General features: G+C 39.6%; 17 protein-coding genes and 1 pseudogene. 13 read left to right on the forward strand and 5 right to left on the reverse strand.

Annotated features, from left to right (window positions below):
* The 3 genes and pseudogenes from N8O80_RS09795 to N8O80_RS01885 all read right to left on the reverse strand — a co-directional run.
* Positions 1-261, reverse strand: a pseudogene (locus N8O80_RS09795) (N-acetylmuramoyl-L-alanine amidase); the annotation flags it as partial.
* Positions 262-286: 25 nt separating this feature from the next.
* Entirely contained in the window at positions 287-568 is a 282-nt protein-coding gene (locus tag N8O80_RS01880) for a hypothetical protein (protein WP_261026623.1), read from the reverse strand.
* Positions 569-619: 51 nt separating this feature from the next.
* Positions 620-1,528 carry a LysR family transcriptional regulator gene (locus tag N8O80_RS01885; RefSeq protein WP_025171438.1) on the reverse strand — a complete coding sequence of 303 codons (909 nt, stop codon included), beginning with the start codon at positions 1,526-1,528 and terminating at the stop codon, positions 620-622.
* A 63-nt stretch (positions 1,529-1,591) separates the two neighbouring features.
* Here N8O80_RS01885 and N8O80_RS01890 point away from each other — a divergent pair, with 63 nt between their 5' ends.
* The 4 genes from N8O80_RS01890 to N8O80_RS01905 all read left to right on the forward strand — a co-directional run bounded on the left by N8O80_RS01890 (position 1,592) and on the right by N8O80_RS01905 (position 3,025).
* Positions 1,592-1,861, forward strand: a complete 270-nt coding sequence (locus N8O80_RS01890) for a YqgQ family protein (RefSeq protein WP_000051787.1) — start codon at positions 1,592-1,594, stop codon at positions 1,859-1,861.
* Positions 1,861-2,241, forward strand: a complete 381-nt coding sequence (locus N8O80_RS01895; RefSeq protein WP_033682149.1) for a rhodanese-like domain-containing protein — start codon at positions 1,861-1,863, stop codon at positions 2,239-2,241. Before N8O80_RS01890 ends, N8O80_RS01895 begins: the two co-directional genes overlap by 1 nt.
* Before the next feature lie 163 nt (positions 2,242-2,404).
* The gene (locus N8O80_RS01900; RefSeq protein WP_033682150.1) at positions 2,405-2,632 is read left to right on the forward strand and encodes a hypothetical protein; all 228 of its coding nucleotides are present in this window, start codon (positions 2,405-2,407) and stop codon (positions 2,630-2,632) included.
* A gap of 216 nt (positions 2,633-2,848) precedes the next feature.
* Positions 2,849-3,025, forward strand: a complete 177-nt coding sequence (locus N8O80_RS01905) for a DUF4190 domain-containing protein (RefSeq protein ID WP_419991861.1) — start codon at positions 2,849-2,851, stop codon at positions 3,023-3,025.
* 43 nt (positions 3,026-3,068) lie between these two features.
* Here N8O80_RS01905 and N8O80_RS01910 read toward each other — a convergent pair whose 3' ends face one another.
* Positions 3,069-3,794 carry a 16S rRNA pseudouridine(516) synthase gene (locus N8O80_RS01910; RefSeq protein WP_261026632.1) on the reverse strand — a complete coding sequence of 242 codons (726 nt, stop codon included), beginning with the start codon at positions 3,792-3,794 and terminating at the stop codon, positions 3,069-3,071.
* Positions 3,795-3,955: 161 nt separating this feature from the next.
* Here N8O80_RS01910 and typA point away from each other — a divergent pair, with 161 nt between their 5' ends.
* From typA to pyrE, 7 genes are all read left to right on the forward strand, one after another.
* A complete protein-coding gene (gene typA / locus N8O80_RS01915) occupies positions 3,956-5,797 on the forward strand; it encodes a translational GTPase TypA (protein ID WP_261026633.1) in 1,842 nt (613 codons plus the stop codon).
* Between the two features lie 19 nt (positions 5,798-5,816).
* Positions 5,817-6,071 carry a DUF3165 family protein gene (locus tag N8O80_RS01920; protein ID WP_024056536.1) on the forward strand — a complete coding sequence of 85 codons (255 nt, stop codon included), beginning with the start codon at positions 5,817-5,819 and terminating at the stop codon, positions 6,069-6,071.
* 114 nt (positions 6,072-6,185) lie between these two features.
* Positions 6,186-7,538 carry a UDP-N-acetylmuramoyl-L-alanine--D-glutamate ligase gene (murD, locus tag N8O80_RS01925; protein WP_261026634.1) on the forward strand — a complete coding sequence of 451 codons (1,353 nt, stop codon included), beginning with the start codon at positions 6,186-6,188 and terminating at the stop codon, positions 7,536-7,538.
* 1 nt (position 7,539) lies between these two features.
* Positions 7,540-8,598 (forward strand): UDP-N-acetylglucosamine--N-acetylmuramyl-(pentapeptide) pyrophosphoryl-undecaprenol N-acetylglucosamine transferase, encoded by a 1,059-nt coding sequence (locus N8O80_RS01930; protein ID WP_261026635.1) that lies wholly within the window; start codon positions 7,540-7,542, stop codon positions 8,596-8,598.
* Between the two features lie 9 nt (positions 8,599-8,607).
* Positions 8,608-9,852 carry a cell division protein FtsQ/DivIB gene (locus N8O80_RS01935; RefSeq protein ID WP_261026637.1) on the forward strand — a complete coding sequence of 415 codons (1,245 nt, stop codon included), beginning with the start codon at positions 8,608-8,610 and terminating at the stop codon, positions 9,850-9,852.
* A gap of 232 nt (positions 9,853-10,084) precedes the next feature.
* Entirely contained in the window at positions 10,085-10,780 is a 696-nt protein-coding gene (gene pyrF / locus N8O80_RS01940) for an orotidine-5'-phosphate decarboxylase (protein WP_261026639.1), read from the forward strand.
* 39 nt (positions 10,781-10,819) lie between these two features.
* On the forward strand, positions 10,820-11,452 hold the full coding sequence (gene pyrE, locus N8O80_RS01945) for an orotate phosphoribosyltransferase (protein ID WP_261026641.1): 633 nt from the start codon (positions 10,820-10,822) through the stop codon (positions 11,450-11,452).
* A 277-nt stretch (positions 11,453-11,729) separates the two neighbouring features.
* On the opposite strand, the gene N8O80_RS01950 is transcribed toward pyrE, so the two are convergent.
* On the reverse strand, positions 11,730-11,966 hold the full coding sequence (locus N8O80_RS01950; protein ID WP_239665260.1) for a helix-turn-helix domain-containing protein: 237 nt from the start codon (positions 11,964-11,966) through the stop codon (positions 11,730-11,732).
* Between the two features lie 96 nt (positions 11,967-12,062).
* Here N8O80_RS01950 and N8O80_RS01955 point away from each other — a divergent pair, with 96 nt between their 5' ends.
* Positions 12,063-12,974 (forward strand): hypothetical protein, encoded by a 912-nt coding sequence (locus N8O80_RS01955; RefSeq protein ID WP_120769941.1) that lies wholly within the window; start codon positions 12,063-12,065, stop codon positions 12,972-12,974.
* An 18-nt stretch (positions 12,975-12,992) separates the two neighbouring features.
* Entirely contained in the window at positions 12,993-13,424 is a 432-nt protein-coding gene (locus tag N8O80_RS01960) for a hypothetical protein (protein ID WP_120769942.1), read from the forward strand.
* Positions 13,425-13,426 lie beyond the last annotated feature (2 nt).

Raw genomic sequence — 13,426 nt, forward strand, 5'->3', positions numbered from 1 at the left:
GCATGATTCCATCTTTGTCGAAGTAATACCAAGACCCAGCAATTTTTTCCCATTTATTTTGAGAGATTTTTCCTGAAATTTTCCATTGATAAAGTTCCAACCATTTTCAGCCATCACTCCATCTTTATTGAAAACATAACCATCAAAGGTTGTATTGCTTAGTCGATGGCCATCTTTGTTGAAGTAGTACCACTTTCCTTGGATTTTTTTCCAGTTGGTAACAGGTTTGTTGTGTTCGTAAAAGCGCCAGTTATTATTTTCTTCCTGCCAACCTTCTTTGACTTTTTCAACTTTTTTTTTCTTCTTTTTTTACTTCCGCTTTCTTCTCTTCTGTGGCGGGAGTTTTTTTCTCTGTTTTTTCTTCTTTATTATCAATTTTAGAAGAATTGTCTGTTTTTTCAACCTTCTCTTTCGATTTTTCTTGGTTTTCGATTTTTGAAGTACTTGAATGAGGAATTGTTACATTTTCTCGTACTGACTCTGCTTTATTTTCTTGAGCCTGGACCGTTGCTTGAGTGTACACTAAAATAGATAGGGCAACTGTACTAGCGAGTAAAACCTTTTTCATATTTAACTCCTTTTATTTTTTTATTTATTATAATAAAATTTTGCTGATTTCTCAATTATCAAACTGGACTTCTTCTAGTAGATAGTCGATAAAGCGTTCGCCCATCTTAGACAGACTTGTTTTTTCATGTTGGATATAGACCAGCTCAATGGGGTCATCAATGTCCAGTGGGATAGAAACGATATTGTCTCCGTTGAGGTTGCTGTTCAAAATTCCTGTCGCAATGGTATAACCGTCCAAACCAATCAAGAGGTTAAAGAGAGTGGCACGGTCGCTGACTACGATAGATTTTTTGTGGTATTCCTGCGAGAGAATCTCTTCTGAAAAGTAGAAGGAGTTGTGCGTCCCTTGGTCATAACTCAGGTAAGGGAAGTTTTCCAAATCAGACAGTTTAACCTTGTCTTTCTTTGCCAGAGGATTGGTCTTGCTGACAAAGATATGAGGCTGGGCGGTAAAAAGATGGTGAGCCAGCAGGTGGTTGTCATCCAGCATTTTGGTTAAAACATCACGGTTGTAGCTGTTAAAAAATAGGACACCGACCTCACTACGGAAGTTCTTGACGTCGTCGATAATCTCCCAAGTACGAGTTTCACGAAGGAAGAGCTCGTATTTCTCCATATCGCTTTTCTTGAGCAAAGAGACAAAGGCATTGACCACAAAGGCATAGTGCTGAGACGAAACGCTAAAGAGTTCGCGGTGGGCGACAGGATTTTTATAGCGTTCCTCCAGAAGTTGGGTTTGCTCGACAACTTGACGGGCATAAGAGAGGAACTCCATCCCATCACGGGTCAAGGTGATGCCCTTAGGATTGCGGATAAAGATCTCAATACCCATTTCATTTTCCAAATCTCTCACAGCATTGGAAAGACTTGGTTGGGTGATAAAGAGTTGCTTGGCTGCCTCATTCATGGAGCCGGTTTCGACGATTTTGATAATATAGTGTAATTGTTGAATTCTCATGTTTTTATTGTACCACACTTGCGTCAGAATCGCCAAAGAAGATAGGAAAATCAGGAGCGTTGTGTGAGTCTCTTCTTGAAAAAAACACAAAATTTTGCTAGAATGAGTCTTATGAAAACATTCTATGATGTGCAGCAATTCCTCAAACGATTTGGTATTATTGTTTACATGGGAAAACGCTTATATGATATTGAACTGATGAAGTTGGAGCTCTCTCGAATTTACGATGCAGGGTTGATGGACAAATTAGACTATCTAGAGGCAGAAGCAGTTCTTCGCAGAGAGCATAAGGTAGAATTGGATTATATTGAGAAAAATGGAGAAAAGAACTAATGGTTACTTGGATTTTGTGGGCACTTATACTGGCAATGTTGGCATGGATGGGCTTTAACTATCTTCGTATTCGTCGTGCGGCTAAAATTGTAGACAATGAGGAATTTGAAGCCTTGATTCGTACAGGTCAATTGATTGATTTGCGCGACCCAGCTGAATTTCACAGAAAACATATCCTGGGTGCCCGCAATATTCCTTCAAGTCAGTTGAAGACTAGTCTTGCAGCCCTTCGTAAAGATAAACCGGTTCTTCTCTACGAAAACCAACGTGCGCAACGAGTTACAAATGCAGCTCTTTACTTGAAAAAACAAGGCTTTTCTGAGATTTATATCCTTTCTTATGGTTTGGATTCTTGGAAAGGAAAAGTGAAGACTAATTAACATAAGCTAAATTCTCAAACTAAGTTCCGCTTTGGGTAGACAAGTGGACGTTTCTTTGGGAGATTACTGTAATTAATATAACGAAAAAACTTATAGTATTATATAGACAAAACCTATTTCTTTTGATATAATTTAGTGGTAATATTTTTAGGAGTTTTATAATATGAAAGAAAAGAAGAAATCTTCCCTTGTTTTAGGTATCCTATCTATCGTTCTTGGTTTGCTATCTCCAATCGTAGGCCTCGTTTTGGGGATTATTGGTCTAGTCTTGGCTAATTCACATCAAAAAGAATCTGAATTAGACTATAAAACAGAACGAATTCTTAATATCGTAGGGATTGTAGTTTCTGTAATTAACTGGGTTGCAGGACTCTTCTTGATGATGCACTAATCAGGATTCTAACAAAAAAAGCTTTATTTTTAAAAGCTTTTTTTTGTTTTATCCACTCTTCTCGGTTCAAGAACTGAATAACATAGTGCTAACATTTTTCACCCAATTGATAAAGCCGATTTTTATGGTATTATTCATTTGTATTTAGTTTAAGAAGTTTTTAGAATATGCAAGAAAAGAAAAAAAACACTTTTGGTGGGTATTCTGTCTATTGTTATGAGTTTATTATTTGCTTTGGGAGGTATTCTTTTAGGTATCGCCGGTATCTTGTATGCTAACGAACTTCAAAAAGAATCTGGACTTGATTATAAAACAGAAAGAATTGTAGCTATTGTAGGTATTGTAGTTTCCGTAATTAATTGGGTTTTAGGATTGATTCTTTTTATGAATTAACTAGTGTAAAACAAAAAAAGCTTTATTTGAAAGCTTTTTTGTTTTATCCACTTTTCTCTATGTAGTTTTTAATGATTTTCAATTCCTCTTGGTTTAAGGGACGGTATTGACCTTCTGCTAGTTCTGAGTCTAATGTAAACTCACCGAACTGAACTCGTTTGAGGGAGGTCACTTTGACACCAACCGAGAGGAACATTTTCTTAACCTGATGAAATTTTCCTTCTGAAATGGTGATGGAGGCTTGACTGAAGGAATGACTTGCAGATAGAATCTTTAGTCTTGCAGGTTTACAGACAGTACCATCTAAAAAGACAATTCCCTTTTGAAAGGCTTGGATATGGTCAGGTGTTAGAAGTCCATTGACCTCAACTCGATAAGTCTTATCGACATGATATTGGGGATGGAGGAGTTGAAAGCCCAAGGGACCGTTATCGGTCAAGAGAAGGAGACCTGTCGTATCTCGGTCCAGTCGGCCGACGGCATAGAGGTTATCAGACTGGATGTCAGGCGCAAGGAGGTCCATGACGGTTGGAAGTTTCTTGTCTTTGTTGGCTGTAACGACACCAGCAGGCTTATGAAGCATAAGATAGGTATGCTCGTAGCCTTGAATGATTTGGTCCTGAAAAAGAAGTTCTTGTAGTCCTGTATCGATATTTTGGGCTAGGGAGCGGGCTGGGCAACCATCGACGAGAATTTCCCCTTTGAGTAAGGCTTGTTTCATGGCCTTTCGGCTGATTCTTTCTTGGGCTAATAAATTATCTAAACGCATACTGTGCCTATCTTATCATAAGTCGCTTGCTTTGAAAAGGCTTGACGTGAAAAGAAAAGTGGAGTGAAAACATTTACACTTGCTTGAATTATGTTATTTACTTGAAATTATGGTATAATCGTTCAGTTAGAAAATAAATTTTGAATATTATAGAGGAAATCATGACAAAATTAAGAGAAGATATCCGTAACATTGCGATTATCGCCCACGTTGACCACGGTAAAACAACCCTCGTTGACGAATTATTGAAACAATCAGAAACGCTTGATGCACGTACTGAATTGGCAGAGCGTGCTATGGACTCAAACGATATCGAAAAAGAGCGTGGAATTACCATCCTTGCTAAAAATACAGCCGTTGCCTACAACGGAACTCGTATCAACATCATGGACACACCAGGACACGCGGACTTCGGTGGAGAAGTTGAGCGTATCATGAAAATGGTTGACGGTGTTGTCTTGGTCGTAGATGCCTATGAAGGAACAATGCCACAGACTCGTTTTGTATTGAAAAAAGCCTTGGAACAAGACCTTGTCCCAATCGTGGTTGTTAACAAAATCGATAAACCATCAGCTCGTCCAGCAGAAGTAGTGGACGAAGTCTTGGAACTTTTCATCGAGCTTGGTGCAGATGATGATCAGCTTGACTTCCCAGTGGTGTATGCTTCAGCGATTAACGGAACTTCTTCATTGTCAGATGATCCAGCTGACCAAGAAGCGACTATGGCACCAATCTTTGACACAATTATCGACCATATCCCAGCTCCAGTAGATAACTCAGATGAGCCTTTGCAGTTCCAAGTATCACTTTTGGACTACAATGACTTCGTTGGTCGTATCGGTATCGGTCGTGTCTTCCGTGGTACTGTTAAGGTTGGGGACCAAGTTACCCTTTCTAAACTGGATGGCACAACTAAAAACTTCCGTGTTACAAAACTCTTCGGTTTCTTTGGTTTGGAACGTCGTGAAATCCAAGAAGCAAAAGCAGGGGACTTGATTGCCGTTTCAGGTATGGAAGATATCTTTGTCGGTGAAACCATTACTCCGACAGATGCAGTAGAAGCTCTTCCGATCCTACACATCGATGAGCCAACTCTTCAAATGACTTTCTTAGTCAACAACTCACCATTTGCTGGTAAAGAAGGTAAATGGGTGACTTCTCGTAAGGTGGAAGAACGTTTGCAGGCAGAATTGCAAACAGACGTTTCCCTTCGTGTTGACCCAACGGATTCACCAGATAAATGGACAGTTTCAGGACGTGGAGAATTGCACTTGTCAATCCTTATCGAAACAATGCGTCGTGAGGGTTATGAACTTCAAGTATCTCGTCCAGAAGTTATCGTAAAAGAAATTGACGGTGTTAAGTGTGAACCATTTGAACGTGTTCAAATCGACACTCCAGAAGAATACCAAGGTTCTGTTATCCGAAGCCTTTCTGAACGTAAGGGTGAAATGTTGGATATGATTTCAACTGGTAATGGTCAAACTCGTTTGGTCTTCCTTGTTCCAGCGCGTGGTTTGATTGGATACTCAACTGAGTTCTTGTCAATGACTCGTGGTTACGGTATCATGAACCATACCTTCGACCAATACTTGCCATTGATTCCAGGTGAAATTGGTGGTCGTCATCGTGGTGCCCTTGTTTCTATCGATGCTGGTAAGGCTACAACTTACTCAATCATGTCTATCGAAGAACGTGGTACGATCTTTGTCAACCCAGGTACTGAGGTTTACGAAGGAATGATCATCGGTGAAAACTCTCGTGAAAATGACTTGACAGTTAATATCACTAAGGCGAAACAAATGACCAACGTTCGTTCAGCTACTAAGGACCAAACAGCTGTTATCAAGACTCCTCGTATCTTGACACTTGAAGAATCTCTTGAGTTCTTGAACGACGATGAGTACATGGAAGTAACGCCTGAGTCTATCCGTTTGCGTAAACAAATCCTTAACAAGGCAGAGCGTGAGAAAGCTAACAAGAAGAAAAAATCAGCTGAATAAGAGCTAGAAAGAGATAAAAATGGTTTATTTAATCATAGGACTCCTCTTATTACTACTCTATGTATTTGCGACACCAGAAAGCATTAAAGGGACAGTCAATATCGTCCTTGTCGTCTTTGCTTTTGTAGCACTCTTGATTTTGCTCATGCTGTCTGTCCTGCAAATCTTTCAGCTACCGACAGAATTTTTCATTGCAATCGCCATGCTCTTCCTAGCCTACTTTAGCTTGCGAGATATTACCCTCATGTCGGTTAATAAAAGTAAAAGAAGATAAAAAGAGAGTTTCGGCTCTCTTTTTGCTTGTTAGAATGCTGAATCTGAGCATTTTCATTTAGAATTATTTCCATAAAAATGGTAAAATAGTAAGAGTAGAAATGGAGTTTGTGACATGAAAGTAATAGATCAATTTAAAAATAAGAAAGTCCTTGTTTTAGGTTTGGCCAAGTCAGGTGAATCTGCAGCTCGTTTGTTGGACAAGCTAGGTGCCATTGTGACGGTAAATGACGGGAAACCTTTCGAGGACAATCCAGCTGCGCAAAGTTTACTGGAAGAAGGAATCAAGGTCATTACAGGTGGCCATCCTTTGGAACTCTTGGATGAAGAGTTCGCCCTCATGGTGAAAAATCCAGGTATCCCATACAGTAATCCCATGATTGAAAAGGCTTTGGCCAAAGGAATTCCAGTCTTGACTGAGGTGGAATTGGCTTACTTGATTTCAGAAGCGCCAATTATCGGTATCACAGGTTCGAATGGGAAAACAACCACAACGACGATGATCGGGGAAGTTTTGACTGCTGCTGGCCAACATGGTCTCTTATCAGGAAATATCGGCTATCCTGCCAGTCAAGTGGCTCAAACTGCGACAGACAAGGACACGCTTGTCATGGAACTTTCTTCTTTCCAACTCATGGGCGTTCAAGAATTCCATCCTGAGATTGCGGTTATTACCAACCTTATGCCAACTCATATCGATTACCACGGATCATTTGAGGAATATGTAGCAGCCAAGTGGAATATCCAGAACAAGATGACAACAGCTGATTTCCTTGTTTTAAACTTTAACCAAGACTTGGCAAAAGAATTGGCTAGCAAAACAGAAGCTACCGTTGTACCATTTTCAACACAGGAAAAGGTTGATGGAGCTTATCTGGAAGATGGTCAACTCTACTTCCGTGGGGAAGTTGTCATGGCAGCGAATGAAATCGGAGTTCCAGGTAGCCACAATGTGGAAAATGCCCTTGCGACGATTGCTGTAGCCAAGCTTCGTGGTGTGGATAACCAAACCATCAAAGAAACTCTTTCAGCCTTTGGAGGTGTCAAACACCGTCTCCAATTTGTGGATGAAATCAAGGGTGTCAAATTCTATAATGATAGCAAGTCAACCAATATCTTGGCTACTCAAAAAGCCTTGTCAGGATTTGACAACAGCAAGGTCATTTTGATTGCAGGTGGTTTGGACCGTGGCAATGAGTTTGACGAATTGGTGCCAGACATTACTGGACTCAAGAAGATGGTCATCCTAGGTCAGTCTGCAGAACGTGTCAAACGGGCAGCAGACAAGGCTGGTGTGGCATGTGTGGATGCGACTGATATTGCTGATGCGACCCGCAAAGCCTATGAACTTGCGACTCAAGGAGACGTGGTTCTTCTCAGTCCTGCCAATGCTAGCTGGGATATGTATGCTAACTTTGAAGTACGTGGCGACCTCTTTATCGACACAGTAGCGGAGTTAAAGGAATAATATGAAAAAAATTGTCTTTACAGGTGGGGGGACGGTTGGACACGTGACCCTCAACCTTTTGTTAATGCCCAAGTTTATCGAAGATGGCTGGGAAGTCCACTATATCGGAGATAAACGTGGTATCGAACACCAAGAAATCCTCAAGTCAGGTTTGGATGTTACCTTCCATTCCATTGCGACTGGAAAATTGCGTCGTTATTTCTCTTGGCAAAATATGCTGGACGTCTTCAAAGTTGGCTGGGGAATTGTCCAGTCGCTCTTTATCATGTTGCGACTTCGTCCACAAGCACTTTTTTCAAAGGGAGGCTTTGTCTCTGTGCCACCTGTTATCGCAGCCCGTGTTTCAGGAGTGCCTGTCTTTATTCACGAATCTGACCTGTCTATGGGCTTGGCCAATAAAATTGCTTATAAATTTGCGACTAAGATGTATTCAACCTTTGAACAAGCTTCGAGTTTGTCTAAGGTCGAGCATGTGGGGGCAGTGACAAAGGTTTCAGACCAAAAAAATTCAGAACCAGATGAATTGGTGGATATCCAAACCCACTTTAATCCTAAATTGCCAACTGTATTGTTTGTCGGTGGTTCTGCAGGCGCTCGTGTCTTTAACCAATTGGTGACAGACCATAAGAAAGAACTGACAGAGCGCTACAATATTATCAATCTAACTGGAGATTCTAGCCTGAATGAGTTGAGCCAAAATCTCTTTCGTGTTGACTATGTGACCAATCTCTATCAACCCTTGATGGAATTGGCTGACATTGTTGTGACACGAGGTGGTGCCAATACGATTTTTGAGCTCTTGGCCATGGCAAAATTACATGTTATTGTGCCACTTGGTCGTGAGGCTAGTCGTGGTGACCAGATTGAAAATGCAGCTTACTTTGTAAAAAAAGGCTATGCAGAAGAGCTTCAAGAAAGCGATTTGACCTTGGACAGTTTAGAAGAGAAGCTTTCTCACTTACTAAGTCACAAGGAAGATTACCAAGCTAAGATGAGGGCTTCAAAGGAATTGAAATCTCTAACAGATTTTTATGAATTATTGAAAAAAGATTTATCATAAGGAAAGTAAATGTCAAAAGATAAGAAAAATGAGGGCAAAGAAATCCTCGAAGAATTTAAAGAGTTATCAGAATGGCAGAAACGAAACCAAGAATATCTAAAAAAGAAGGCTGAAGAAGAGGCGGCCCTAGCTGAGGAGAAGGAAAAGGAAAGACAAGCTCGAATGGCTTCAAAATCTGAAAAGTCAGATGAAACCGAGGACCAAGAGAGTGAATCTGATCCAAAAGATCCAAAATCAGCTAAGGAAGATGCTAAAGAAAAAGTAGAAAAGTCAGAAGACGTCAAAAAAGAGGTATCCAAAAAAGAATCAAAGTCCAAAGAGCCAAAGAAAGAGGATAAAAAGGCAGATAAAAAGCCTGTAAAGGAAAAACCGGTCAAACCGAAAATTCCAGGAGTTCATATCTGGCGGGCTATCTCGATTTTGTTTCTCAGTCTGCTTTTATTGGTTGTCTCTGCATACTTGCTCAGCCCTTATGCGACCATGAAGGATATTCGTGTTGAGGGAACAGTGCAAACTACAGCTGATGATATTCGACAGGCTTCAGGCATTCAGGATTCGGATTATACGATTAACCTTCTGCTAGATAAGACAAAATATGAAGAGCAGATTAAGTCTAATTATTGGGTTGAATCAGCTCAACTTGTTTATCAATTTCCAACCAAGTTTACTATCAAGGTTAAGGAATACGATATTGTGGCCTACTATGTTTCTGGAGAAAGCCATTATCCAATCCTTTCAAGCGGTCAGCTAGAGACCAGTTCTGTGAGCTTGGTCAGTCTGCCAGAAACTTATATATCAGTTCTCTTTAATGACAGCGAACAAATCAAGACCTTTACCTCAGAACTTTCTCAAATTAGTCCAGAACTCAAGTCTGCTATCCAAAAGGTGGAACTAGCCCCAAGCAAGGTCACATCAGATTTAATTCGATTGACTATGAATGATTCGGACGAGGTCTTGGTTCCTCTATCTGAAATGAGTAAGAAATTGCCATATTACAGTAAGATCAAGCCACAATTATCAGAACCGAGTGTGATTGACATGGAAGCTGGAATTTACAGTTACACTGTGGCGGATAAATTAATTATGGAGGCTGAGGAAAAAGCCAAACAAGAGGCTAAGGAAGCTGAGAAGAAACAAAAAGAGGAAGAGAAGAAAAGACTGGAAGAACAGCAGAATAAACTAGAAGAGGAAAGGAAAAAGCTGGAGGAAGAGGGCAATCAAAACCAAACGACCCGACGTTCATCGCGTCGCTAGGTTTAGCTTTTCTCCTATAGCTCTTTAGTGACCATGTTTTTACTTGACAAGTGCTAGTAGAAATAATAGAATAGTAAAAAACCTTTAAAGCAGTCCAGAGAGGCAGCTAAGGTTAGACGGTGAAAGGGTGGAGACTACCCATTTTTCGTGGAACCTTGCTGTTGGCAGGTTCCTTTTTTCGTGGCTTCTGTTGCCCAGACTCTCTCACTAGCAAAGGTAAAAGGAGAAACCTATGCGAGAACATCGTCCAGTCATTGCTCTTGATTTTCCTAGTTTTGAGGCGGTCAAGGAATTCTTAGCTCTTTTTCCAGCAGAAGAAAGCCTTTATCTTAAGGTAGGGATGGAGCTTTATTACGCAACGGGGCCTGAGATTGTGTCTTACTTGAAAGGCCTGGGGCACAGTGTCTTTTTGGATCTCAAGCTGCATGACATTCCCAATACAGTCAAATCAGCTATGAAGGTCCTGTCTCAGCTTGGTGTGGATATGACAAATGTTCATGCTGCTGGGGGTGTAGAGATGATGAAGGCTGCGCGTGAAGGTCTTGGAAGTCAAGCCAAATTGATCGCTGTCACTCAGCTCACATCAACATCAGAAACTCAGATGCAGGAGTTTCAAAATATCCAAACCAGCCTGCAGGAGTCTGTGATTCATTATGCTAAGAAGACAGCTGAAGCGGGATTAGATGGTGTTGTTTGCTCGGCTCGGGAAGTGCAAGTCATCAAGCAGGCTACCAAACCAGAGTTTATCTGTCTGACACCGGGCATTCGTCCTGCAGGTGCTGCAGTAGGAGATCAAAAACGCGTCATGACGCCAGCGGATGCTTATCAAATCGGTAGTGACTATATCGTAGTGGGACGTCCCATTACTCAAGCTGAGGATCCTGTTGTAGCTTATCATGCTATCAAGGATGAATGGAACCAAGACTAGAATTAAAGAAATAGATTAGAAAAATAAAAGGAGAATACCATGACACTTGCTAAAGATATCGCTAGCCACCTCTTGAAAATTCAAGCCGTTTACCTCAAACCAGAGGAGCCTTTCACTTGGGCATCTGGTATCAAGTCACCCATTTATACGGATAACCGTGTGACCCTTGCCTATCCAGAAACTCGTACTCTCATTGAAAATGGTTTTGTAGATGCTATCAAAGAAGCCTTTCCTGAGGTTGAAGTGATTGCAGGGACTGCAACAGCAGGGATTCCTCACGGAGCCATCATTGCTGACAAGATGAATCTGCCATTTGCCTACATCCGTAGCAAACCAAAAGACCACGGTGCTGGTAATCAAATCGAAGGTCGTGTAGCTCAAGGTCAAAAAATGGTAGTGGTTGAAGACCTTATTTCAACAGGTGGTTCTGTTCTTGAAGCTGTAGCAGCTGCTAAACGAGAAGGAGTAGAGGTTCTCGGTGTTGTAGCGATTTTCAGTTACCAATTGCCAAAAGCAGATAAGAACTTCTCAGATGCAGGTATCAAACTTGTGACGCTTTCTAACTACAGTGAACTCATCCATCTAGCCCAAGAAGAAGGCTATATCACACCAGAAGGCTTGGATCTCTTAAAACGCTTTAAAGAAGACCAAGAAAATTGGCAAAATGCTTAAAACATAGAAAATCAGGTAGTCACTAGGATTACCTGATTTCTTTTTGAGATGTTATTGGATCTTATACTCAATGAAAATCAAAAAGCAAACTAGGAAGCTAGCCGCAGATTGTTCAAAGCACTGCTTTGAGGTTGTAGATAAGACTGACGAAGTCAGTCACATATATAATCCAAGGCGAAGCTGACGTGGTTTGAAGAGTATTACTTGTTTTATATTGTGAACAATGGTAGGGAGGGTAGATAACGTAGATATTATGACATAAGAATAAATATTAGAACTAGGTAAATGTGTTACGAATATTAGAATCGGGAGTTTCTTCGATAAATTCAACGATATCATTTGGAAGACAATCTAAAATGCGACATAGCTTTTCTAGAGTTAGTAAAGTTATGTTTTTATTTTTCTTTAAGCTGTCAAGAGTTTTGTTATCAACTCCAGATTTTAATAACTTGTATTGAGAAACTTCTTTTTTCTTCATTGTAGCCCAGAGTGGGTTAAAACTGATTATCGTCATCAACTCCTTTTATTTAATTATAAGAAAAAAGTATCTGACTTCATATTGTGTATATATCCACAATATGATAAAATAACTAGGAAAGGAGAGTTATAAATGAATAAGAGTGAAATTATTTCTCAAGAGGAGAATGAGTTAGATTATTTTTTAGGAATTATTCCGGATGAATCTAAGTCAGATTTGTTTGATGAATGGACTATTTGGGAAGCCTATGTAAAAGGGAGGTTACCAAATAAACATTGGTCTGAAGTTTTTGATAATGGTGCATACCATTCTCTTGATGTCATTACTGCAGAAGGCAAAAAATATGAATATTATCCTATCGTTAATCCGCAATCATACCAGACTGTTTTACAAGAATATCTTTCGACAATAGAAGAGCCTAAACGTAGTAGAAACTTAATAGTTGAAGCTGCTATTTGGTCTAAAAGAGTAGAAGATCTGACTAAGTATTTTTATATAGTAGATGGAAAACATGTTTCTCTTATCAACCCGAAATTAAGTGTTTTGGGATGGATTTTCAGAATTTTAGGTTCATTGTTCTTAGTTGCCTATATAGATAGACTTGGTGAATTTTCTAGTTCTGGTTTAGGAATCTTAAGTAAACCTTTTGAATACTCCCTTTGGGTGGGAGCATGGGTTCTGCTATGGTCTCCAATTTATTTTGCTTATCAACGAGTGAAGCATGAAAAACCAATAGCAGATCAAGTAAAAAAACATAAGGATGAAGTTGCTCAAGCTAGAAACTATTGTATGGAGAAATTGAATAGTATTCCATTTGTTTATGCAAGGCAACAAGCAGGGTTAGATATTCATTTTGATGCTTTTGCTTATATGGTTAATGTAATTGATCAAGGTAGAGCCTATGACGTAGGACAAGCGCAAAATATGTATGAAGACATGATGAGGACAGAGCAATTAAATTATCAGTTTCAAGAATTACAAAGAAAAGTTGATTACAATAACAAAATGACAACAATTAATACATTTACAAATTTAATGAAATAATAGATTAGGAGAAATAAGATGTTTGGAAAACCGAAATATGAGAGTGATATTGATCAAACAGTTAGAGATATGTGGTGGGGTTTTGCCATTTTTATAACTGTAATGTACTTTTTAGTCAAAGCAACTTACTATGTCGCATTGCCGTTTTATACTTTATTTACTCATTTGTTTGAAGAAAAAGTCCAACAGAAAGAATATCTAAACTGGATGCGATTTTTACCTTTGACTTGGTTTATGAGTGGAGAGACCAAAGAAATGAGACGAGCTGCTGTGAGCTGTACTATACTGCCGATTTCGCTACCTTTATTTTTAATTTTTAATTATCTATATAGTATTAAAGTAATTGGCGATAGCTTTTCCATTTTTATTTTGATTTTATTTACATGTAGCCTAGGAGGCATTATAGGTACTGTTAGAAATTATCTTTTTTCAAAAAAATATATTAGATAGTG

Origin of the sequence: Streptococcus mitis, from assembly GCF_946190155.1 — a bacterium.
In the GTDB taxonomy this organism is placed as follows: domain Bacteria; phylum Bacillota; class Bacilli; order Lactobacillales; family Streptococcaceae; genus Streptococcus; species Streptococcus mitis_CL.